Raw genomic sequence first — 20,670 nt, 5'->3', positions numbered from 1 at the left:
CGCGTCGCGTCATGGCCCATGACCAATGGCCCGCTATGATCCATACAGGTATGGAGTGACCCTGGAATCCCATGAACGATGCTTTGCAGATCGAGCGCAGCGGCGCCGTCCTCACCCTCTGGCTGAACCGGCCCGAGCTGCACAATGCCTTTGACGCCGGCTTGATAGCGCGGCTGACCGCCGCCCTCGAAGCCGCCGGACGCGACGACGCGGTGCGCGCGGTAGTGGTGGCCGGCCACGGCGCCTCCTTCTCGGCCGGCGCCGACATGCAGTGGATGCGTGGCATGGCCGCCGCCAGCGAGGCCGACAACCGCGAGGACTCGCTGGCCCTGGCGCGGCTGATGCGCACCCTGGACGAGCTGCCCAAGCCAACCCTGGCCCGGGTCCACGGCGCGGCCTTCGGTGGCGGCGTCGGCCTGGTCGCCTGCTGCGACATCGCCATCGCCAGCACCGCGGCCCGCTTCGGCCTGACCGAAAGCCGCCTCGGTCTGCTGCCGGCGGTGATCTCGCCCTACGTGATCGAGGCCATCGGCCCGCGCCAGGCCCGTCGCTGGTTCGCCACCGGCGAGCACTTCGATGCCGATACCGCACTGCGCATCGGCCTGGTCCACCAGCTGGTCGAGCCGGAACGCCTGGACGAGGCCGTGCAACGCCAGCTGGCCCTGCTCGACAAGGCCGGCCCGATCGCTTCTTCCAGCGCCAAGCAGCTGGTGCGGCAGGTGCGTGACAGCCATGACCGCGATGCCCTGGATCGCGATAATGCCGCCCTGATCGCGCGCCTGCGGGTGTCCGCCGAGGGCCAGGAAGGCCTGGGCGCCTTCCTCGACAAGCGCGCGCCCCACTGGGTCACGGAAGCCTGAACATGCTCGATCATCTTGGTTTGACCAGCGCCGACCTGGCGCGCAGCAAGACCTTCTTCCTGCAGGCGCTGGCGCCGCTGCAGATCGGCGTGGTGATGGAAGTCACCGCCGAACAGACCGGCGCGCACGACCACATCGGCTTCGGCAGCGAGGGCAAGCCGTTCTTCTGGCTCGGCAATGGCGGCACCGCCAGCCACGGTGTGCACGTGGCCTTCGCCTGCGCCAGCCGCGCCCAGGTGGACGCCTTCCATGCCGCCGCCCTCGCCGCCGGTGGCCGCGACAACGGCGCGCCGGGCCTGCGCCCGTGGTACCACCCCGACTACTACGGCGCCTTCGTACTCGACCCGGATGGCAACAACATCGAGGCGGTATGCCACCGCCCTGCCGACGAGGTGGCCGCATGAGCGACTACGTCCGCATCGTCGAGGTCGGCCCGCGTGACGGTCTGCAGAACGAAAAGCAGTCGGTGTCCACCGCCGACAAGATCGAACTGATCAACCGCCTGTCGGCCACCGGCCTGCGCAGCATCGAGGCGACCAGCTTCGTCAGCCCGAAGTGGATCCCGCAGCTGGCCGATGCCGCCGAGGTCTACGCCGGCATCCAGCGCCGGGCCGGCATCCACTACCCGGTGCTGGTACCGAACGAACAGGGCTACGACCGCGCCCGTGCGGTGGGCGTGGAGGAAGTGGCGGTGTTCACCGCCGCTTCGGAGGCGTTCAACCGCACCAACACCAATGCCGGCATCGACGAATCGCTGGCCCGGTTCGAGCCGATCCTGCGCCGCGCCGCCGCCGATGGCGTGCGCGTGCGCGGTTACGTGTCCACCGTACTCGGCTGCCCTTACCAGGGCGAGGTACCACTGGCCGACGTGGTGCGGGTGGCGCGTGCCCTGCACCAGATGGGCTGTTACGAAATCTCGCTGGGCGACACCATCGGCGTCGGCACCCCGCGCAAGGCCCGGGCGATGCTGCAGGCGGTTGCCGCCGAGATTCCGATGGCCGCACTGGCCGTGCACTTCCACGACACCTATGGCCAGGCCATCGCCAACATCGCCACCTGCCTGGAAGAAGGCGTGCGCGTGGTCGACAGCGCGGTGTCCGGCGCCGGTGGCTGCCCGTATGCCAAGGGCGCCAGCGGCAACGTCGCCAGCGAGGATGTGGTCTACCTGCTGCAGGGCCTGGGCCTGGACAGCGGCGTGGACCTGCCGGCACTGGCCGAGACCGGCCGCTGGCTGGCCGGTCTGCTCGGCCGCGCCACTGCCAGCCGCACCGGCCAGGCACTGGCCGCCGCCGGCTGACCGCTGCACTTCGCCGCCCTGCACCGGCGGCGCAGTGCACAACAGCGGCGGTCACGGCTTCCGTTAGAATCGGCGGTTCTCGAACCTGCAGGACCGTTCAATGCAGCTGTCTTCCGTACGTGCCGTGATCACTGGCGGCGTCTCCGGCCTCGGCCTGGCCGTGGCCCAGCACCTCGTCGCCCAGGGCGGCAAGGTGGCCCTGTTCGACCTCAACGACGACAAGGGTGCAGCCGCCGTTGCCGGGCTGGGTGCCGACAAGGCCCGCTATTTCAACGTCAACGTCAGCGATGAAGCGGCCGTTTCGGCAGCCATCGACCAGGCCCACGATTTCCTCGGCGGCCTGAACGTGGCGATGAACTGCGCCGGCATCCTCGGCGCCGGCCGCGTGCTGGGCAAAGAAGGGCCGATGCCGCTGGCCGGCTTCCAGGGCACGGTGATGGTCAACCTGGTCGGTAGCTTCAACGTGGCCAAGGCCGCGGCCAACCGCATGCAGCACAACGAGGCCGGTACCGATGGCGAGCGCGGCGTGATCATCAACACCGCCAGCATCGCCGCCTACGAAGGCCAGATCGGCCAGGCCGCGTATGCCGCCAGCAAGGGTGGCGTGGTGTCGATGACGCTGCCGATGGCGCGCGAACTGTCGCGCTTCGGCATCCGCGTCAATACGATTGCTCCAGGCGTGTTCTGGACGCCGATGGTGGACGGCATGCCCGAGGCCGTGCAGCAGTCGCTGGCCGCCTCGATTCCGTTCCCGTCGCGCCTGGGCAAGCCGGAAGACTTCGCCAGCCTGGTTGGCTTCATCCTCGGCAACACCTACCTCAATGGCGAGACCATCCGCCTGGACGGCGCTACCCGCCTCGCTCCGAAGTGATTCCCCCGGGCGCCGGGACGGCGCCCTCCCCCAACGACCTAGATCACCATGAAAGCCAACGACATCAAGAAGGGCAACGTCGTCGAGTACAACAACGGCGTGTACCAGATCCGCGACATCGAGCGCAGCTCGCCGCAGGGTCGCGGCGGCAACGTCCGCTTCCGCTTCATCATGTACAGCGTGCCGGGCGGCAACAAGCTCGACGCCAGCTTCGATGCCGACGACAACCTGGTCGAAGTCGAACTGCTGCGCCGCCAGTCCACCTATTCGTACAAGGACGGCGATGCGTTCGTGTTCCTCGATGACGAGGACTACACCCCGTACACCCTGGACGCGGACGTGATCGGCGACGACGCCGGCTACATCACCGACGGCCTGACCGGCATCTACGTGCAGGTGATCGACGAGCAGCCGGTGGCGATCCAGCTGCCAGCCTCGGTGGTGCTGGAAGTGATCGAGACGCCGCCGGAACTGAAGGGCGGCACCGCCACCAAGCGCCCGAAGCCGGCCAAGCTCAACACCGGCATCGAAATCATGGTGCCGGAGTACATCGTCAACGGCGAGCGCGTGCTGGTGAATACCGCCACCGGCGAATTCGCTGGCCGTGCCGACTAAGCGCCTTGCGCTGATCGGTTGCCTGTCCCTGCTTGCGGCATGTTCGCCGCAGGCAGCGGACAATGCTGCCGACGCTACGCCGAAGGCCACGCCGGCCGGACCGGCGGTGACGGCCGCACCTGCGGTGGAGGCACCAGCCGCCGTGGAGGCTACCGCCGAAGCCGAGCCCGCTACCGACCTGCCCTCGGGCGATGAAGCGCTGGACAAGGCACGTGCAGCCGCTGGCTGTCCGGTCCCAGGCGATGTGTACGACGTCGACGACGTGCGCATCTACTGCGCGATGCCGGCCGACGTGCAGGCCTTCCTCGCGCGCGAGAACACCTGCCAGCATTTCGCCGGCGAAGAGCCGTACGACGACGAGCGTCGCCGTGAACTGGAAGAGGCCAGCGCCAAATACTGCGAAGGCCGCGAGAAGAACTTCACCGATCTGGTCGCGCGTCATCGCGGTGACTGCGCTGTCCGCGCAGCGCTGATCGGGATCAACGGCCGCTATGACCTGGACTTCGATCTCGACCTGAAGCCCTGCGGGGGCTGACCCCTCGATGATGTAGAGCCGAGCGTGGGCTCGGCTCTACAGATGGCTTACGGCTGCTTCGCGCCGAAGTTGCCGCAGCCGTGATACTGGCGGGTGCCGATGGTCAGGTTCACCCTGGCCTCGAACGCCTCGCCACTCATGTCGTCCTGGCAGGTGGTGCGCTGGAAGCTGAGCTTGACGTCAGTACCGTCGGACGCCTTGCCGCTCCAGCCGTCAGCGCCTTCGGTGGGTTTGGCCACGTCGAAGCGGCGCTCACCGTAATCGACTTCCACCTGCAGGCCTGGCGTGTCGCCATCTACGACCGCGAGCCACCCCGGTTCGTTGCCGGTGGCACGGAACGCGGCATTGCCGGCGCTGCCATCGCCTTCGGTGGCTTCGACCGCATGGCACTCGCGATCGGCTTCGCCCTTCAGGCTCAACAGGCCGTCATCGCTGCCCTTGGTCCAGAAGCTGTTGCCCTGGCCATCGCCATACTTCGCGCCCGACGCCGCACGCTCGGAAGTCATGGCGAAGGTACGTTCGCCGATCACTACCGTCGCCGCATCCTCGCCATTGAAGGTCGCGCGCACGTTCAGATCACCACACCGGTACATGGTCTCGCTGCCGGTACCGGCGCCGGTGCTGGCAGCCGGTTCGGGCGCGGCCGGCGGCGCGGCATCAGTGCCGCCCGCAGCGGGTGGCTGTGCCGGCTGGCACGCGGCCAGGACCAACCCGAGGGAGGCTGCCAACAGACTGGGGACTACACGCATGGCTCGACTCCTTGTCGACACTACAGAGATCTTCGACCCTACCACCTGCCGGTGAGCGGGGCCTGAAAGCGGCCTGACCGCGCTCATGCAGCCAGCACCGCCATCGACAACAACTGCGCACCGCTGCCGCCGGAACTGCAGGTCCAGACCCGCAGCAGGCGCAGTTTCAGCTCGCGCTCCTGGCCCTGCCCGCGCACCGACAAGCGCACGTCACTGGACAACAATGCCAGGCGTCCGCACAGCAGCGTTTCCACCGCGTACGATTGCAGGCTGCTCACCCGCAGGTTCCCGGCCAGCCAGTCGCCCAGCCAGGGCAGATCGAGCATGCGCCCGCCCTGCCCATCCATCATGAACAAGGCCGGCGATACCAGCGCGGTCAGCGCATCGTGGTCGTCATCCAGCAATGCCTGCCGCAGGCGCTGTTCCAGCGCTGCCAGCTGCCGCTCATGCAGGTCTTCAACGATGTCCCGTTCCATCCACGGATCCTTCCGGCATCGGCCGGCGCCTGCGCAGGCGTTGCGCGATCCACTGCCGCGCGCCCTGCACTACTACATAGAAGACCGGCACGAAGAACACCGCCAGCACGGTCGCACTGACCATGCCGCCGAACACGCCGGTTCCGATCGCCTGCTGGGTTTCCTTCGATGCGCCCTGCGCCAGCATCAGCGGCACCACGCCCAGCGCAAACGCCAGCGAGGTCATCACGATCGGCCGCAGGCGCAGCCGTGCCGCCTCCAAGGCCGCTTCCACCAGGCCACGGCCCTGTTGCTGCAGCTGGCGTGCGAACTCGACGATGAGGATCGCGTTCTTCGCCGACAGCCCGATCACCGTGATCATGCCGACCTTGAAGAACACGTCGTTGGGCATGCCGCGCAACAACACGGCCGCGACCGCACCGAGCAGCCCCAAGGGCACCACCAGCATCACCGCCAGCGGAATCGACCAGCTCTCGTACAGCGCCGCCAGCACCAGGAACACCACCAGCATCGAGAGCAGCAAAAGCCACGGCGCCTGCGCACCGGATTCGCGCTCCTGCAGCGACTGGCTGGTCCATTGCAGGGCGAAGCCGGACGGCAGCTTCTCCGCCAACCGCTCCATCTCCGCCATCGCCTGGCCAGTCGACACGCCGGAGGCCGGGGCGCCGGACAGATTCAGCGCCGGGAAGCCGAGATAGCGCTGCAGCTGCAGCGGCGCCTCGGTCCAGTGCGGGGTCACCAGTTCGGACAGCGCCACCATGCCGCCCTCGCTGTTCCGCACGTACAGCTTCAGCACGTCCTCCAGTTCCATCCGGTGCGAGGCGTCTGCCTGCAGGATCACCTGCTGCAACCGGCCCTTGTTGGGGAAGTCATTGACGTACTGCGAGCCCATCGCAGCCGACAGCGTGCTGCTGATGTGTTCGAAGCCAACGCCCATCGCCTCGGCCTTGGCCCGGTCGATGTCCAGCCGCACGCTGGTGCCGGCCGGCAGGCCATCGGCATGCACCTCGGACAGCAGCGGGCTGGCCTCGGCCAGCTTCAGCAGCTGCTGCAGGGCGGCGCGCAGTTCAGCCTGGCTCTGCCCGGTACGCGCCTGCAGGGCGAGCGAGAAGCCGGACGAACGGCCCAGGCTGTCAATCGCCGGCGGCATCACGCTCATCACCTCGCCCTCGGCAATCGTGGACATCGCCTTCTGCGCGGCCTCCACCTCGCCGGCCGCGGTGGCACCGGCGCGCTCGCCCCAGTCCTTGAGCATGGTGTAGGTCAGCGCCGCGCTGGGACCGGAGCCAGAGAAGCTGTAGCCAAGGATCGACTGGTTGGAGCCGATGCCCGGGCGTGACGCCACATGCCGCTCGTAGGCTTCGACCACGGCCAGCGTGCGCTCGGCGGTGGCTTCGGCAGGCAGCTGGATCGATGTCATGAAATAGCCCTGGTCTTCTTCCGGCAGGAACGCACCCGGCAACCAGTGCAGTCCCAGCAGCAGCGCCACCACCAGTGCGGCGAACACGCCCATCACCCGCCCACTGCGCTGCAGCACCGAGGCCACGCCACGCTGGTAGCGCCCGGTCATCTTCTCGAAGCCACGATTGAAGGCACCGAACAGCCCGCCACGACCATGGTGTCCATGGGTATTCGGGCGCAGCAGGGTCGCGCACAGCGCCGGCGTCAGGCTCAATGCCAGCAGCGCCGAGAACAGGATCGACACCGCCATCGCCACGGTGAACTGGCGGTAGATCGCGCCCACCGAGCCGCTGGCCAACGCCATCGGAATGAACACGGCGGTCAGCACCAGGGTGATGCCGATCACCGCACCGGTCAGCTCGCGCATCGCCTTGATGGTGGCCTCGCGCGGCGGCAGTCCTTCCTCGGCCATGATCCGTTCCACGCCCTCGACCACCACGATGGCGTCGTCGACGATGATGCCGATCGCCAGCACCATGCCGAACATGGTCAGCACGTTGATCGAGAAGCCCAGCGCCAGCATCACCGCGAAGGTGCCGAGCAGCGCGATCGGTGCGACCAGCGCCGGAATCAGCGTGTAGCGCCAGTTCTGCAGGAACAGGTACATCACCGCGAACACCAGCAGCATGGCCTCCAGCAGCGTCTGCACCACCTTCTGGATCGAGATCTTCACGAACGGTGCGGTGTCGAACGGAATGCTCGACTCCACGCCGCGCGGCAGCAGCGGCGCCAGTTCGGCCATGCGCTCACGGACCGCCGACGCGGTGCGCACTGCGTTCGCGCCAGGACGCAACTGCACCCCGGCGGCGGTCGCTGGGTGGCCATCCTCGCGGGTGCCCCACGCATAGCTCTGCGCGCCCAGTTCGACGCGGGCGACATCGCCCAGCACCAGCCGTGAACCGTCGGCCCCGGCGCGCAGCACGATGGCTGCGAACTGCTCCGGCGTGGACAGCTGCCCATCGGCGCTGAGCGGCACGGTGATGCGCTGGCCTGGAACACCCGGCGAATCACCGATGCGTCCGGGCGAGATCTCCAGGTTCTGCTGCTCGATGGCGGTGGCCACATCACCCATGGTCAGGCCGTAGCCGGTCAACCGGGTCGGGTCCAGCCACACCCGCATCGCCTGCTCGGCACCGAACAGCTGCACGCGGCCGACGCCATCGATGCGGCGCAGCTCTTCGATGATGTTGCGCGCCATGAAATCGCCCAGCGCGGCTTCGCTGACGCTGGCATCCGGCGAACGCAGGCCGACCAGCATCAGGAAGCCGGAATCGGCGGCCTCCACGAACAGGCCGTTCTGGCGCACGCTGCGCGGCAGGCGCGGCTCGATCGCCTTGATCCGGTTCTGCACGTCCACCTGCGCCAGCTCCGGGTTGGTACCAGGCTTGAAGGTCGCAGTGATCGAGGCTTCGCCGGAGGTGTCCACCGACGATTCGAAGTACAGCAGGTGCTTGACGCTGGACAGCTCGCGCTCGATCAGGCCGACCACCGCATCATTCAGCGTCTGCGGGCTGGCACCCGGGTAGCTGGCATAGATGCTGACGCTGGGCGGCGCGACCGCCGGATAGCGCTCCACGGCCAAGCGCGGAATCGCCAGTACGCCGGCCAGGATGATGAAGATCGCCAGCACCCAGGCGAACACCGGGCGATCGATGAAAAAACGTGCCATGTTGGATTTTCCTGGATGGGCTGGCCCGGGAAAGGCTCAGCCCTTGCTGCCGGCCTGCACCGCGCCGGCGCTGGCGACCGGCACCTGCCAGTCGCGCGCATCGACCACCACGCCTTCCTGCAGGCGTTCCTGGCCCTCGACCACCACCTTTTCGCCCGCCTTCAGACCGGTGCGCACCAGCCACTGGCGATCAACGCTGCCGTCGACTTCCAGCGTGCGGATCACCGCCTTGCCATCGCCACCGATCACCCAGGCATAGGCCTGGCCACCGGCGCTGCGCAGCACGGCCTGCTGCGGCACGGTCAGCGCACTGGCCGGTGCACCCCTCGGCACTTTCGCGCGCACATACATGCCGGGCAGCAGCTGGCGCTGCGGGTTGTCGACCAGGATGCGGAGGATCACATCACCGGTACGCGCATCGACGTTGATGCCGGAGAACAGCATCTGGCCACGCTCGGACAGCGGCTTGCCGGCGGCACCGATGATCGTCACCGGCAGCTCGCCACCACCGGCAGCACTGCGCTGCAGCGATTCCAGCTGGGCCGCCGGCTGGCGCACATCGACGTAGACCTGGTCGATCTGCTGTACCACCGCCATCGGCTCGGCATCGGCCACGCCGACCAGTGCGCCTTCGGTCACCAGCGCCTGGTCGATGCGGCCGGCAATCGGCGCGCTGACCGTGGCATAGCGCAGGTCGAGCTGGCGACGGGCCAGGATCGCGCGCGCTTCATTCACCGCGGCACGGGCCTGTTCGTACTCGGCACTGGCATCGTCGCGATGCTGCTGGCTGACGGCCTGTGCCGCGGCCAGTGCATGCAGGCGCTGCGACTGCACGCGACTGCGGCCCAGGGCGGCCTCACTGCGCTGCAGCGCGGCCAGTGCCGAATCGACATCGGCACGGAAGGCCGCCGGATCGATCTGGAACAGGGCCTGGCCGGCGTCTACTTCCGCGCCCTGGTCAAACAGCCGGCGCTGCACGATGCCACCCACCTGCGCTCGGATCTGCGCGGTGCGCACGGCGGCCACGCGGCCAGGCAGTTCGTCGTCACGCTGCACCACCTGCGGGCCGACGGTAACCACGCTCACGCGGGGTGCGGCTTCGGGCGTGGCTTCGGGGGTGGAGCAGGCCGTCATGGCCAGGGCGAGGGCCGCGATCAACGCGACCGGAGTCCTGAAGGTTCTCATTGCTGTGCACAATGCCGCGCGGGCGGCTGATAGGTTCTGAAGAACCCAGTGTGCGTGGCGATGATGGGGTTTCGATGGAGGAACTGTGGAGATACGATGGAGGCAAGCACCTTAAGGCCCCGCCCCTGCATGCATGCCGCCCCTGCCCTCGCCGCCCTCGTCCTGATCGTCGAGGATGAGGCCGAGATCGCCGACATTCTTACCGCCTATCTGGAACGCGAAGGACTGCGTACGCTGCGCGCCGCCGACGGCCACAGCGCACTGGACCTGCATCGCAGCGCCCGCCCCGACCTGGTCCTGCTCGACGTGCAGCTGCCGCGGCTGGATGGCTGGAGCGTGCTGACCCAGCTGCGCCAGCGCGGCGAGACGCCGGTGATCATGCTGACCGCACTGGACCAGGACCTGGACAAGCTGACCGCACTGCGCATGGGCGCTGATGACTACGTGGTCAAACCATTCAATCCGGCCGAAGTGGCGGCGCGCGTACGCGCCGTGCTGCGGCGTACGTTGCGCGCCTCGCGCGTGGATGCCCCGACCGCGCTGCGGGCGGGCCCGCTGCTGATCGACTCGGCCACCCACGCCGTACACGTGGAAGGCGAAGGCTACAGCCACGAAGTGCTGCTCACGCTCACCGAGTTCAAGCTGCTGCACTGCATGGCGCTGGCGCCGACCCGCATCTTCAGCCGCAGCGAACTGATGCACGAATGCCTGCCGGAAAGCGAGGCGCTGGAGCGCACGGTCGACAGCCATGTCAGCAAGCTGCGCCGCAAGCTGGATGAAGTGGGCATGGTCAATGTGCCGGCCAGCGTGCGTGGCGTCGGCTACCGGTTGATGGCCGACCGCTGATGGCCCGCCTGCGCCGCTCCGGGCTCAGCCGCCACATCATCGTCTCGATGTCGCTGATGGTGATCGGCGTCATTGTGATGATGATCCTGTCATCGTGGCTGCTGTATGCGGTCCTGGTCGAATTCTTCCCCGGCACTACCGAGGAGCCGGAAAGCTGGCTGCCGACCGGCCCTGAACTGGCATGGATGGTCGGCGTGATCCTGACCGGCCTGGCGCTGGCCATCGCCGCCTCGTTCCGTCTTGCCCATCGCATCCTGTCGCCGTTGAATTCGCTGGTGGACAGCGTGCGCGCGCTTGCCGGCGGCGACCTGGGTGCGCGTGCCAGCGTCGAGGAAAACTCGCCGGGCGAAGTGGCCACCTTGGTCGAGGACTTCAATGCCATGGCGCGGCGGCTGCAGCACGTGGAGAGCGAGCGTGCGATGTGGCATGCAGCCATCGCCCATGAACTGCGGACTCCGGTGACGATCCTGCGCGGCCGCCTGCAGGGCCTGGCCGAGGGCGTCTTCCAGCCGGACGAATCACAGTTCCGCAGCCTGCTCGCCCAGGTCGAGGGCCTGTCACGACTGATCGAGGATCTGCGCGTGCTGAGCCTGTCCGACAATGCGCGGCTGGACGTGCGCCGCGCACGTACCGATGTGGTGGCCGAAGTGCATTCGGTGATGACCCTGGTCGATCCCCAGTTCCGCGCCGCCGGCTTCGTGCTGGAGCTGGAAACCAGCCGCGAAGAACACAACGCGCACTGCGACCCGACCCGCCTGCGCCAGGCGCTGCTGGCGCTGCTGGAGAACGCGCGCCGCTATGCCAGCCCGGGCAAGGTGCGGATTGCCGTGCATGACACACCGGGCCATGTGCAGGTAGCGATCGAGGATGAGGGCCCGGGCATCGACCCTGAGCTGCACGCCGACATCTTCTCTCCGTTCATGCGTGCCGACGGTTCGCGTTCGCGCCAGGGTGGCGGTAGCGGGCTCGGCCTGGCGGTGGTCAAGGCCATCGCCGATGCGCACGGTGGCCGCGTCTACTGCACGGCGGGCAACGCTGGTGGCAGCCGTTTCGTTATCGAGCTGCCGCGCCAATAGCCGGCGTGGCTGCCTGTTCCCGCAGGCGGGCACCGAGCGCAGCGAGGTTGGCGTCGATCGCATCCATTTCGTTGCGCTGCTTCTCCGGCAGCTGCTGACGCAGCTGTACGCGCAGCGCCTGCCAGGCCGGCACCGCCTGTGCGCTGGCGGTGGCAACCGCTTCGGCCAGCACCGCCTGCTCATCGGCCAGCGGCAACCCGTAGCCGCCGTCCGCCAGCAGCGTACCCGGGCGCAGCCATTGCCCACCCTGCTCCAGCAACTGGCGCAGGCCCCGGGTCTCGGCACTGTCCGGTGCGGCCAGCAGGCGCCGTTTCAGCACATCGCGCGCGCGCAGCTCGGCGCGGCGTTGCGCAGCCTGTTCCAGCAGCAGCAGGCCGGCGCTTGCGCGCAGGTCGCCCTGCAGCAACCACAGCGCACGCTGCTGTGCGGGCAGCTTCAACCAGCCGCGTACGTCGCGTGCGGGCAATGCCAGCTGGGCTGCCGCCACGCCGAACAACTGCTGGTAGTGATCGCGTGCCGAGGCGAAGTAGTAACCCTGCGCCTGTGCTGCATTGCGGTCCGTGAGTACCTGCTCGTCCAGCACATGCAGCTGCGACAGCCGACGCTTCAAACCACGCGGACTCAGCTGGGCCAGCCCGGCCTCGCCCAGCCGCGGCACACCCGCCTGCAGCAGCTTGGCGGTTTCCACCGCGCAGTTGTTGCTGACGAAGTAGTAGCGCCCGTCGTAGCTCCAGTGCACCTGTGCAGTGCGCTCGAGCAGGCTGGCGATCTCGCCGGGCGACAACTGCAACGGCAGCGACTGCAACCCGCGCAGTTCCACCTTGGTGTACTCATCCACCACCTGCTGCAGCGGCAGCACGAACAGTCGCGACGGGTAGCCACCGGTAAGGCCACGCCAGTTGGAAATCTGCACGTCACCAACGAAGGCACGGAACGAAAGCACACGGTGGTATTCCAGGTCCAGGCGACAGTCCGGCCCCGGCGCACGGCCCGGCCGGCAGATCACCAGCCGCAGCATGCTGTGGCCCCAGCGGCTCATCGGCTGCGCGCTGCCTTCGGCAAACAGGTAATCCACCGCGTAGACGCGTGCCGGGTCGAGTTGCAGCAATGACGCCGCGCCCTCTTCCGATTCAGCCTGCAGCAAGGGCAGCGTGGTCGCGCAGTGCGACTGCGGCAGCGATGGCGGGGTTCCGAAATGGGCCTGGTACCACTGCGCCAGTGCCGGGCGCCGGCAGGCAAACTCGCTGTCGAGCACGAAATGCTCGGCGTTCACTGCCAGGTACTCGGCCGGATCTTTCAGTTCATACGCATCGGGACTACGGTCTCGGAAGTCATTGCCGCCACGGCCGAGATGCCAGGGCTTGCGCTGCCATCCGGCCAGATCACGCCAGCGCACACTGCGCGACCAGTTCGCCCCGGTACGGTCGGCAACATGGCTCAGTTCGTGTACCAGCGCGCTGCGGCGTGCGCGGCGCGCACCGGGCACGGCATCATCCAGCAGATCGCGGCGCAACGTGATGCGGCCGGCGAAGGCGCGGCCATGCACCTCGGCGGGAAGGCCATCACTCCAGCGCACCTGCACCTGCGCCGGCAGGGCGCGCAGCAGGCCATCTGGCAACAATGACTGCACGTCGGCCAGGGTCTGCGTCGCCACCTGCTGCTGTGCAGGGCTCAACCCCGCAGGATCGAGCTGCAGGCGGTCAGCCGCGTGCGCGACGTGAGCGATCAGCAGTAGAGCCACGCCGTGCGTGGCTGCGTTCCTTGCAGTTGTCATGGCGTTGCCGGCCAGCGGCCGGCACTACCCGAAGGCAGGATCAACGCGCCAGCAGCGCGCGGGCCAGTTCCAGATCGCTCTGTTGCTGCGCGGCAGTGCTCTGCTCACGCAGGTGGACCAGCGCGGCTTGCAGGCGGGCACCACGGATCTGGCCATCGCTTGCGACGAACGCAGCGGCATCGTCGCGTGCAGCCAGTACCACCTTGTCATCGCCCGAGCTGCTGCCCGAGGAACCGGAGGAAGCACCCGTGGCCGAACCGGCCGACGTGCCGGCGAAGCTGGAAGCGAAGCCGGCCAGCGGCAGGGACAGCAGGGCGAGCAGCAGAAGCGGACGGGTCATCGGTTCGAAGCCGGTTGTTAGGAAGCGTGGAGCGTAACGGGTGCGTGAAGGATTTGCCCGGCTCAAACGTCGAACAGCTTGCCGGGATTCAGCCGCGCTTGGGGATCGAACGCGCGTTTGACCGCCTTCATCAGGGCGATCTCGGCCGGGCCGCGGGTGCTGTCCAGGTAGCCCTTCTTGACCAGACCGATGCCGTGCTCGGCCGAGATGCTGCCATCGAAGCGGGCCAGCACCTGCGCCAGCAGCTTGGTTACGTGCTCGCATTGCGCCACGAAATCAGCGTCACTGGTGTCGTCCGGCTTGAGCACGTTGATGTGCAGATTGCCGTCGCCGATGTGGCCGAACCACACCACATCGAAATGCGGGTAGGCCTGCCCGATCAGCGCCTGGGTCTCGGCCAGGAACGCCGGCATCGACGAGATCCGCACCGAAACATCGTTCTTGTAGGGCTTGTAACGGGCAAGCGACTCAGTGATGCCTTCGCGCAGGCGCCACAGCTGCGCGGCCTGCGCGTCGCTGGCACTGATCACGCCATCGCTGACCCAGCCATTGCCCATGCAGTCCTCGAACGCGGCCATCGCAGCCGCTTCCTGGGCCTCGTCGCCGGCCGCGAACTCGGTCACCACGTAATACGGGTGCACTTCGTCGAACGGCGCCTGCGCGCCATGCGCCAGCACGTGCTCCAGCGCCCGGTCGGTGAAGAATTCGAAGGCCTGCAGCTGCAGGCGCGCGCGGAACGCGGCGAATACCTGCATCAGCACGTCGAAGCTGGGCAGCGCCAGCAGCATCACGTTGCTGGCCGGCGGCGGGTCGGTCAGTTTCACCGTCGCCTCGACGATCACGCCCAGCGTGCCCTCCGAGCCGATCAGCAGCTGGCGGAAGTCATAGCCGCTGGAGTTCTTGATCAGCCCCTTGTTGAGTTCCAGCAACTCGCCATCAGCCGTGACCACTTTCAGCCCGGCGATCCACTCGCGGGTGTTGCCGTAGCGGATCACGCGGATGCCACCGGCATTGGTAGCGATGTTGCCGCCGATCGAGCAGGACCCGCGCGCGGCGAAATCCACCGGGTAGATCAGGCCGTGATCCAGCGCGGCGTTGTGCACGGCCTCCAGCGGCATGCCGGCCTGCACCACCAGGGTGCGATCGACCGCGTCGTAGGCCAGTGCCTTGTTCATCCGTTCCAGGCTGAGCACCAGCTCGCCGTTGGCGGCCACCGCGCCACCCGAGAGGCCGGTGCGGCCACCGGACGGCACCACGGCCACGCCCTCGCCTGCGCTCCAGCGCATCACCGCCTGCACTTCCTCGACCGTGGCCGGCAGTGCGATCGCCAGCGGCGCCGGCGTCCAGCGCCGGGTCCAGTCGCGCCCGTAATGCTCCAGGTCGGACGGATCGGTCTTCAGCTTCAGGCCGGGGCAGGCTTGTTGCAGCGAGGCAATGCGGGAATCAGTCATGACGGTCCAGCGCGGTGCGTGAAGAACGGGCAAGCGTGCCAGCGGCACGCGCCAGCGTCCAGCCCCGCAGTCGTGCAGATGGCTACGGATGCAACCAATTGCGCACTGCACCATGGTCGCTGCGATCTGGCATAGTGGTCAGCCCCTGTCCCACTGGCCGTGTCGCCCCATGTCGCCGAAGAAGACCTCGTTCCCGAAGCAGGATATCCGCGTGCTGTTGCTGGAGGGGGTCAGCCAGACCGCCGTGGAGGTATTCAGCGCCGCCGGCTACAGCCAGATCGAAGCGCACACCAAGGCGCTGCCCGAGGACGAACTGAAGGCGCGCATCGCCGAGGCGCACATCGTCGGCATCCGTTCGCGCACCCAGCTCAGCGCCGAAGTGCTGGCCGAGGCCAAGCGCCTGATCGCGGTGGGCTGCTTCTGCATCGGCACCAACCAGGTCGACCTGGACGCGGCCGAGCTGGCCGGCATCCCGGTGTTCAACGCGCCGTACTCCAACACCCGCAGCGTGGCCGAGCTGGTCATCGCCGAAGCGATCATGCTGACCCGTGGCATTCCGCAGAAGAACGCCGAATGCCATCGCGGCGGCTGGTCGAAGTCGGCCAGCGGCAGCCATGAAGTGCGGGGCAAGACGCTGGGCATCATCGGTTACGGCCACATCGGCACCCAGGTCGGCGTGCTGGCCGAATCGCTGGGCATGCAGGTGATCTTCCACGACGTGGAAACCAAGCTGGCACTGGGCAATGCCCGTGCGGCGGCCAGCCTGGACGACCTGCTGGCGCGCGCCGACATCGTCACCCTGCACGTGCCGGAGACCCCGTCCACGCAGTGGATGATCGGCAGCACCGAGCTGGCGAAGATGCGCAAGGGCGCGCACCTGATCAACGCCGCGCGCGGCACCGTGGTCGACATCGATGCGCTGGACGCGGCCCTGGCCAGCGGCCACGTCGGCGGCGCCGCGCTGGACGTGTTCCCGGTCGAACCGAAGGGCAATGGCGATATCTTCGAATCGCCGCTGACCCGCCACGACAACGTGATCCTGACCCCGCACGTGGGCGGCAGCACGCTGGAGGCGCAGGACAACATCGGCGTTGAAGTGGCCGCCAAGCTGGTGCGCTACAGCGACAACGGCAGCACCCTGTCGGCGGTCAATTTCCCGGAAGTGACCCTGCCCGAGCACGCCGACAGCCTGCGCCTGCTGCACATCCACCAGAACGTGCCGGGCGTGCTGTCCAAGGTCAACGAGATCTTCTCGCGCCACAACGTCAACATCGACGGCCAGTTCCTGCGCACCGACCCGAAGGTGGGCTACGTGGTGATCGACATCACCGCCAGCGAGGAACAAGCCGCCGCCGTGCGCGACGAGCTGGCCGCGATTCCGGGCACGCTGCGCACGCGCATCCTGTACTGAGAAAAGGGGACGGAGGGGATTAAGTCGTTTATGGCGCATGTGCGGCAAACGACTTAATCCCCTCCGTCCCCTTTTACCTCAACGTGCCAGCCAGCGACGGGCCATGCGCTGCATGGATTCGTCCGATTCCGGATCGGCCGCGACCTCGGTCACCGGCCGCCAGGCCAGTTCCAGCGACTCCTCGCTGAGCACGAAGGCCTCGCCACCCAGCGCGCGGATCACGAAACGCACGTCGTAGTGCCAGTGGCCCGGCACCTCCTTGCGCTCCGGAATCCAGTGCTTGTCCAGGTCGAAGATGGCCGGGTCTTCCAACACCAGGCCGCTCAGTCCCGATTCTTCCTCGGCTTCCTTCAGTGCCACCTGGGCCAGGTCGCGATCGCCGTCGGCGTGGCCGCCCAGCTGCAGCCAGCGCTGCAGCTTGCGGTGGTGGGTCAGCAGCAGGCGCTGGCCATCGGCACTGACCAGCCAGCAGCTGGCGGTGAAGTGGCCGGCCAGCCGCTCGCGCCGGAACGGATCTTCCGGATCGTCCAACAATGTGCCGAATTCGGCAGCCAGTGCGTCGTGGGCGGGCTCGCGCCGGGCATAGTCCCGCAGCAGGCCACGCAGGCGATCGTCAAGCAGGGCAAGGGTTTCGGCGGTCTGGCTCATGAATGGGCGGCGTTTGGAAAAATACTGCTCATTATCGCCGTTCATTGTTGCGATTGCGCTTGTGCGTTGGCTTCAGCTTTGGCTAAGGTACAGCGGGCCGTTCGCGCGGCCTTCACCATTCCAGGGTTGCCGGCAACGTATCGGCGGCCCACCCAATCCGATCACTAGGAAGTACTGCATGCTGAAAGCTCTGTTGAGGGTCAAGCCGGTTGAACCGGCCGGGCACGTCGATGCTGGCGAACCCATCGAAGGCAGCCTGGACGGCGAAGCCACGTTGAAACGGACCCTCACGGCTAAACACCTCATCCTGCTTGGCGTGGGTGCGGTGATCGGCGCAGGTATCTTCGTACTGACCGGCCAGGCTGCGGCCAACCACGCTGGCCCGGCAGTGATGCTGTCGTTCGTCATCGCCGGTTTCGCCTGCGCCCTGGCGGGCCTGTGCTACGCCGAATTCGCGGCGATGATGCCGGTCTCCGGCAGCGCCTACTCCTACTCCTACGCCACCCTCGGCGAGGGCATGGCCTGGTTCATCGGCTGGTGCCTGGTGCTGGAATACCTGTTCGCCTCGGCCTCGGTCGCGGTGGGTTGGTCGGCGTACCTGATCAGCTTCATCACCACCACGCTGCACATGCCGTTCCCGGATGCCCTGAGCGCGGCCCCGATTGCCTGGACCGGCAGCGAGTTCATCGCGTCGGGCAAGCTGTTCAACCTGCCGGCCGTGCTGATCGTGGCGGCGGTGTCCGGCCTGCTGTACGTGGGCGTGACCCAATCGGCCTTCGTCAACGCGATCATCGTGGCGATCAAGGTCACCGTCATCTGCCTGTTCATCGGCATCGGCGCGGCCCACATCGACCCGGCCAACTGGCAGCCGTTCATCCCGGAAAACACCGGCGTGGCGGGTGAGTTCGGCTGGAGCGGCGTGTTCCGTGCGGCCACCATCGTGTTCTTCGCCTACATCGGCTTCGATGCGGTCTCCACCGCCGCCGGCGAAACCAAGGACCCGCAGCGCAACATGCCGATCGGCCTGCTCGGCTCGCTGGCGGTGTGCACCATCGTCTACATCATCGTCTGCGCGGTGCTGACCGGCATGATGCCGTACCACCTGCTGGGCACCGACAAGCCGGTGGCCACCGCGCTGGAACCCTACCCGACCCTGTCCTGGCTGAAGACCCTGGTTGAGATCGGCGCCATCGCCGGCCTGTCCTCGGTGGTGCTGGTGATGATGATGGGCCAGACCCGCATCGCCTACACCATCTCCCGCGACGGCCTGCTGCCGAAGTTCTTCGGCAGGGTCCACGCCCGCTTCCGCACCCCGTACGTCGCCACCATCGTGGTCGGCGTGATCGCCGCGGCACTGGCCGGCCTGGTACCGCTGAACGTGCTGGGCGAACTGGTCTCGATGGGCACCCTGCTGGCCTTCGCCACGGTCTGCATCGGCGTGCTGGTGCTGCGCTATACCAAGCCGGAGATCCACCGCCCGTTCCGCGTGCCGGCGGTCTGGATCATCTGCCCGCTCGGCGCAGCCACCTGCCTGTTCCTGTTCTGGCAGGCGTTCGTGGTGCACTGGCACCTGTTCGTTGGCTGGACCCTGCTCGGCCTGCTGATCTACCTGGGCTACGGCATCCGCAACAGCAAGCTGGCCAAGTCGCCCTGATCCGCCTACGGGCCGGCCTCGCGCCGGCCCGTCCGTTTTCCCCGCGCGCCGGTCATGGCGCGCTTCGACAAGACCACCACACATGTTCAAGCAACTGTGGGCCACCAAGCACCCGCATGCCGCCCATGAAGACGCCAACGGCCTGAGCCTGCGCCGCCACCTCGGCCCCTGGGGGCTGACTGCCCTGGGTATCGGCGCGGTGATCGGCGGCGGCATCTTCGTCATCACCGGCCAGGCCGCCGCCAACCACGCCGGCCCGGCCATCATGCTGTCCTTCGTACTGGCCGCCATCTGCTGCGCCTTCTGCGCGCTGGCCTACGCCGAATTCGCCTCGATGGTGCCGGTCTCCGGCAGCGCCTACACCTACACCTACGCCACCTTCGGCGAGCTCTCGGCCTGGTTCATCGGCTGGATGCTGGTGCTCGAATACGGCGTCTCCGCCTCGGCGGTCGCGGTCAGCTGGACCGGCTATTTCCTCAGCCTGCTCAGCCAGTTCGACATCCATCTACCGGCGGCGCTGGTCAGCGCGCCACTCGACGCGCAGCTGCGCCCGACCGGCGCGATCGCCAACCTGCCCGCCGCCGCACTGGTGCTGCTGCTGACCTGGCTGTGCTACGTCGGCATCAGCAAGTCCTCGGCGATGAACATGGCAATGGTCGTGCTCAAGACCGGCCTGATCCTGCTGGTCATCGTGGTCGGCTGGAAGTACGTGGACACCAGCAACTGGACCCCGTTCATTCCGGCCAACGAAGGCCCCGGCAAGTACGGCATGGAAGGCGTGCTGCGCGGTGCGGCGATGGTGTTCTTCGCCTACATCGGCTTCGAGGCGGTGTCGGTGGCGGCGCAGGAGTCGAAGAACCCGCAGCGCGACATGCCGTTCGGCATGATGCTGTCGCTGGTGATCTGCACCGTGCTGTACATCGCCATGGCCGCAGTGATGACCGGCCTGGTGCCGTTCCAGCTGCTGGGCACCGACGAGCCGGTGGTGACCGCGGTGGCCGCGCATCCGCAGCTGGGCTGGTTACGTTGGGTGGTCGAGGTCGGCGCGCTGGTCGGCCTGTCTTCGGTGGTGCTGGTGATGATCATCGGCCAGCCGCGCATCTTCATGATCATGGGGCGCGACGGCCTGCTGCCGCCGGTGTTCACCAAGATCCACCCGAAGTACCGCACCCCGCACATCAACACCGTGATCACCGGCATCGGCATCGCCCTGCTGGCGGCGCTGTTCCCGCTGGACATCCTGGGCGAGCTGACCTCGATGGGCACGCTGATTGCGTTCGCGGCGGTGTGCGCGGGCGTGCTGATCCTGCGCCGCACCCAGCCGGACCTGCCGCGTCCGTTCCGCATGCCGATGGCGTGGCTGATCTGCAGCCTGGGCGTGTTGAGCTGCCTTGCCCTGCTGTCGGCGATGACGATGCACAACTGGATGCTGATGGGGGTGTGGACGTTCGTCGGCTTCGTGATCTATTTCTGCTACGGCTTCAGGCACAGCCGGCTGCGGGGTAAGTAAAGGGATTGCAGGGCCTGCGGCCCTGCACCCGCCTTTGAAGCCGGAGCAACGACAAGAGCTGGGCTGAGGGTTTGGCGGGGAGGCATGGGTTCGCGGGGGACGCCGTGAATCCATCCCTGGAGGCTTGGCCGCGGCATCCGTGCCGCGGACACCCCCGCGAACCCATGCCTCCCCACCCTGACACTCTCCCGGCGCGTCCGGGGGATCCACGCCAGGCGTGGATGAATTCGGTCTGGGAAATG

Annotated in this window: 19 protein-coding genes; 11 read left to right on the top strand and 8 right to left on the bottom strand. The window is 67.6% G+C overall.

Annotated features, from left to right (window positions below; all coding sequences use genetic code 11):
• Positions 1–71 precede the first annotated feature (71 nt).
• The 6 genes from QRO95_RS14000 (at position 72) to QRO95_RS13975 (ending at position 4,178) form a co-directional block, all read left to right on the top strand.
• Positions 72–860, top strand: coding sequence for an enoyl-CoA hydratase-related protein (locus QRO95_RS14000; protein ID WP_032128789.1), 789 nt, complete (start codon positions 72–74; stop codon positions 858–860).
• Positions 861–862: 2 nt separating this feature from the next.
• The gene (locus QRO95_RS13995) at positions 863–1,264 is read left to right on the top strand and encodes a VOC family protein (RefSeq protein WP_049400128.1); all 402 of its coding nucleotides are present in this window, start codon (positions 863–865) and stop codon (positions 1,262–1,264) included.
• Complete coding sequence (locus tag QRO95_RS13990; protein ID WP_049400129.1) at positions 1,261–2,157, top strand: hydroxymethylglutaryl-CoA lyase; 897 nt, start codon at positions 1,261–1,263, stop codon at positions 2,155–2,157. The genes QRO95_RS13995 and QRO95_RS13990 overlap by 4 nt, the downstream gene beginning before the upstream one ends.
• Positions 2,158–2,257: 100 nt before the next feature.
• Positions 2,258–3,028 carry an SDR family oxidoreductase gene (locus tag QRO95_RS13985; RefSeq protein ID WP_049457458.1) on the top strand — a complete coding sequence of 257 codons (771 nt, stop codon included), beginning with the start codon at positions 2,258–2,260 and terminating at the stop codon, positions 3,026–3,028.
• Positions 3,029–3,076: 48 nt separating this feature from the next.
• Positions 3,077–3,643 (top strand): elongation factor P-like protein YeiP, encoded by a 567-nt coding sequence (gene yeiP / locus QRO95_RS13980; protein WP_005409468.1) that lies wholly within the window; start codon positions 3,077–3,079, stop codon positions 3,641–3,643.
• Positions 3,633–4,178: a hypothetical protein gene (locus QRO95_RS13975; RefSeq protein WP_285302825.1), complete on the top strand. Its 546-nt coding sequence runs from the start codon at positions 3,633–3,635 to the stop codon at positions 4,176–4,178. The genes yeiP and QRO95_RS13975 overlap by 11 nt, the downstream gene beginning before the upstream one ends.
• 47 nt (positions 4,179–4,225) lie before the next feature.
• On the opposite strand, the gene QRO95_RS13970 is transcribed toward QRO95_RS13975, so the two are convergent.
• The 4 genes from QRO95_RS13970 to QRO95_RS13955 all read right to left on the bottom strand — a co-directional run bounded on the left by QRO95_RS13970 (position 4,226) and on the right by QRO95_RS13955 (position 9,718).
• Positions 4,226–4,927 (bottom strand): COG3650 family protein, encoded by a 702-nt coding sequence (locus QRO95_RS13970; protein WP_182267737.1) that lies wholly within the window; start codon positions 4,925–4,927, stop codon positions 4,226–4,228.
• A gap of 83 nt (positions 4,928–5,010) precedes the next feature.
• Positions 5,011–5,403: a nuclear transport factor 2 family protein gene (locus tag QRO95_RS13965; RefSeq protein ID WP_049400136.1), complete on the bottom strand. Its 393-nt coding sequence runs from the start codon at positions 5,401–5,403 to the stop codon at positions 5,011–5,013.
• Entirely contained in the window at positions 5,384–8,533 is a 3,150-nt protein-coding gene (locus QRO95_RS13960) for a multidrug efflux RND transporter permease subunit (RefSeq protein WP_285302824.1), read from the bottom strand. The genes QRO95_RS13965 and QRO95_RS13960 overlap by 20 nt, the downstream gene beginning before the upstream one ends.
• Positions 8,534–8,569: 36 nt before the next feature.
• Positions 8,570–9,718 carry an efflux RND transporter periplasmic adaptor subunit gene (locus QRO95_RS13955; protein WP_032128781.1) on the bottom strand — a complete coding sequence of 383 codons (1,149 nt, stop codon included), beginning with the start codon at positions 9,716–9,718 and terminating at the stop codon, positions 8,570–8,572.
• 129 nt (positions 9,719–9,847) lie between these two features.
• Here QRO95_RS13955 and QRO95_RS13950 point away from each other — a divergent pair, with 129 nt between their 5' ends.
• Both QRO95_RS13950 and QRO95_RS13945 read left to right on the top strand, forming a co-directional pair.
• Positions 9,848–10,564 (top strand): response regulator, encoded by a 717-nt coding sequence (locus QRO95_RS13950; protein WP_020424480.1) that lies wholly within the window; start codon positions 9,848–9,850, stop codon positions 10,562–10,564.
• The gene (locus QRO95_RS13945) at positions 10,564–11,640 is read left to right on the top strand and encodes an ATP-binding protein (RefSeq protein ID WP_032128780.1); all 1,077 of its coding nucleotides are present in this window, start codon (positions 10,564–10,566) and stop codon (positions 11,638–11,640) included. Before QRO95_RS13950 ends, QRO95_RS13945 begins: the two co-directional genes overlap by 1 nt.
• On the opposite strand, the gene QRO95_RS13940 is transcribed toward QRO95_RS13945, so the two are convergent.
• The 3 genes from QRO95_RS13940 to QRO95_RS13930 form a co-directional block, all read right to left on the bottom strand.
• Positions 11,618–13,414, bottom strand: a complete 1,797-nt coding sequence (locus QRO95_RS13940; protein ID WP_285302823.1) for a DUF4105 domain-containing protein — start codon at positions 13,412–13,414, stop codon at positions 11,618–11,620. The genes QRO95_RS13945 and QRO95_RS13940 overlap by 23 nt on opposite strands.
• A gap of 40 nt (positions 13,415–13,454) precedes the next feature.
• A complete protein-coding gene (locus tag QRO95_RS13935; protein WP_014037036.1) occupies positions 13,455–13,754 on the bottom strand; it encodes a DUF2388 domain-containing protein in 300 nt (99 codons plus the stop codon).
• 62 nt (positions 13,755–13,816) lie between these two features.
• Positions 13,817–15,205 carry an FAD-binding oxidoreductase gene (locus QRO95_RS13930; RefSeq protein ID WP_285302822.1) on the bottom strand — a complete coding sequence of 463 codons (1,389 nt, stop codon included), beginning with the start codon at positions 15,203–15,205 and terminating at the stop codon, positions 13,817–13,819.
• 169 nt (positions 15,206–15,374) lie between these two features.
• On the opposite strand from QRO95_RS13930, the gene serA reads away from it, so the two are divergent.
• Positions 15,375–16,616 (top strand): phosphoglycerate dehydrogenase, encoded by a 1,242-nt coding sequence (gene serA / locus QRO95_RS13925; RefSeq protein WP_014037034.1) that lies wholly within the window; start codon positions 15,375–15,377, stop codon positions 16,614–16,616.
• 78 nt (positions 16,617–16,694) lie between these two features.
• Here the strand turns inward: serA and QRO95_RS13920 are convergent, their stop codons facing one another.
• Positions 16,695–17,309, bottom strand: coding sequence for an NUDIX hydrolase (locus tag QRO95_RS13920; RefSeq protein ID WP_285302821.1), 615 nt, complete (start codon positions 17,307–17,309; stop codon positions 16,695–16,697).
• A gap of 133 nt (positions 17,310–17,442) precedes the next feature.
• Here QRO95_RS13920 and QRO95_RS13915 point away from each other — a divergent pair, with 133 nt between their 5' ends.
• The gene (locus tag QRO95_RS13915) at positions 17,443–18,918 is read left to right on the top strand and encodes an amino acid permease (protein ID WP_121503164.1); all 1,476 of its coding nucleotides are present in this window, start codon (positions 17,443–17,445) and stop codon (positions 18,916–18,918) included.
• A gap of 82 nt (positions 18,919–19,000) precedes the next feature.
• On the top strand, positions 19,001–20,428 hold the full coding sequence (locus QRO95_RS13910; protein WP_010482555.1) for an amino acid permease: 1,428 nt from the start codon (positions 19,001–19,003) through the stop codon (positions 20,426–20,428).
• Positions 20,429–20,670: the final 242 nt, after the last annotated feature.

The sequence above is a fragment of the Stenotrophomonas maltophilia group sp. Smal13 genome (genome assembly GCF_030236855.1).
In the GTDB taxonomy this organism is placed as follows: Bacteria; Pseudomonadota; Gammaproteobacteria; order Xanthomonadales; family Xanthomonadaceae; genus Stenotrophomonas; species Stenotrophomonas maltophilia_A.
This window is presented reverse-complemented; position numbering and strand designations above follow the sequence as displayed.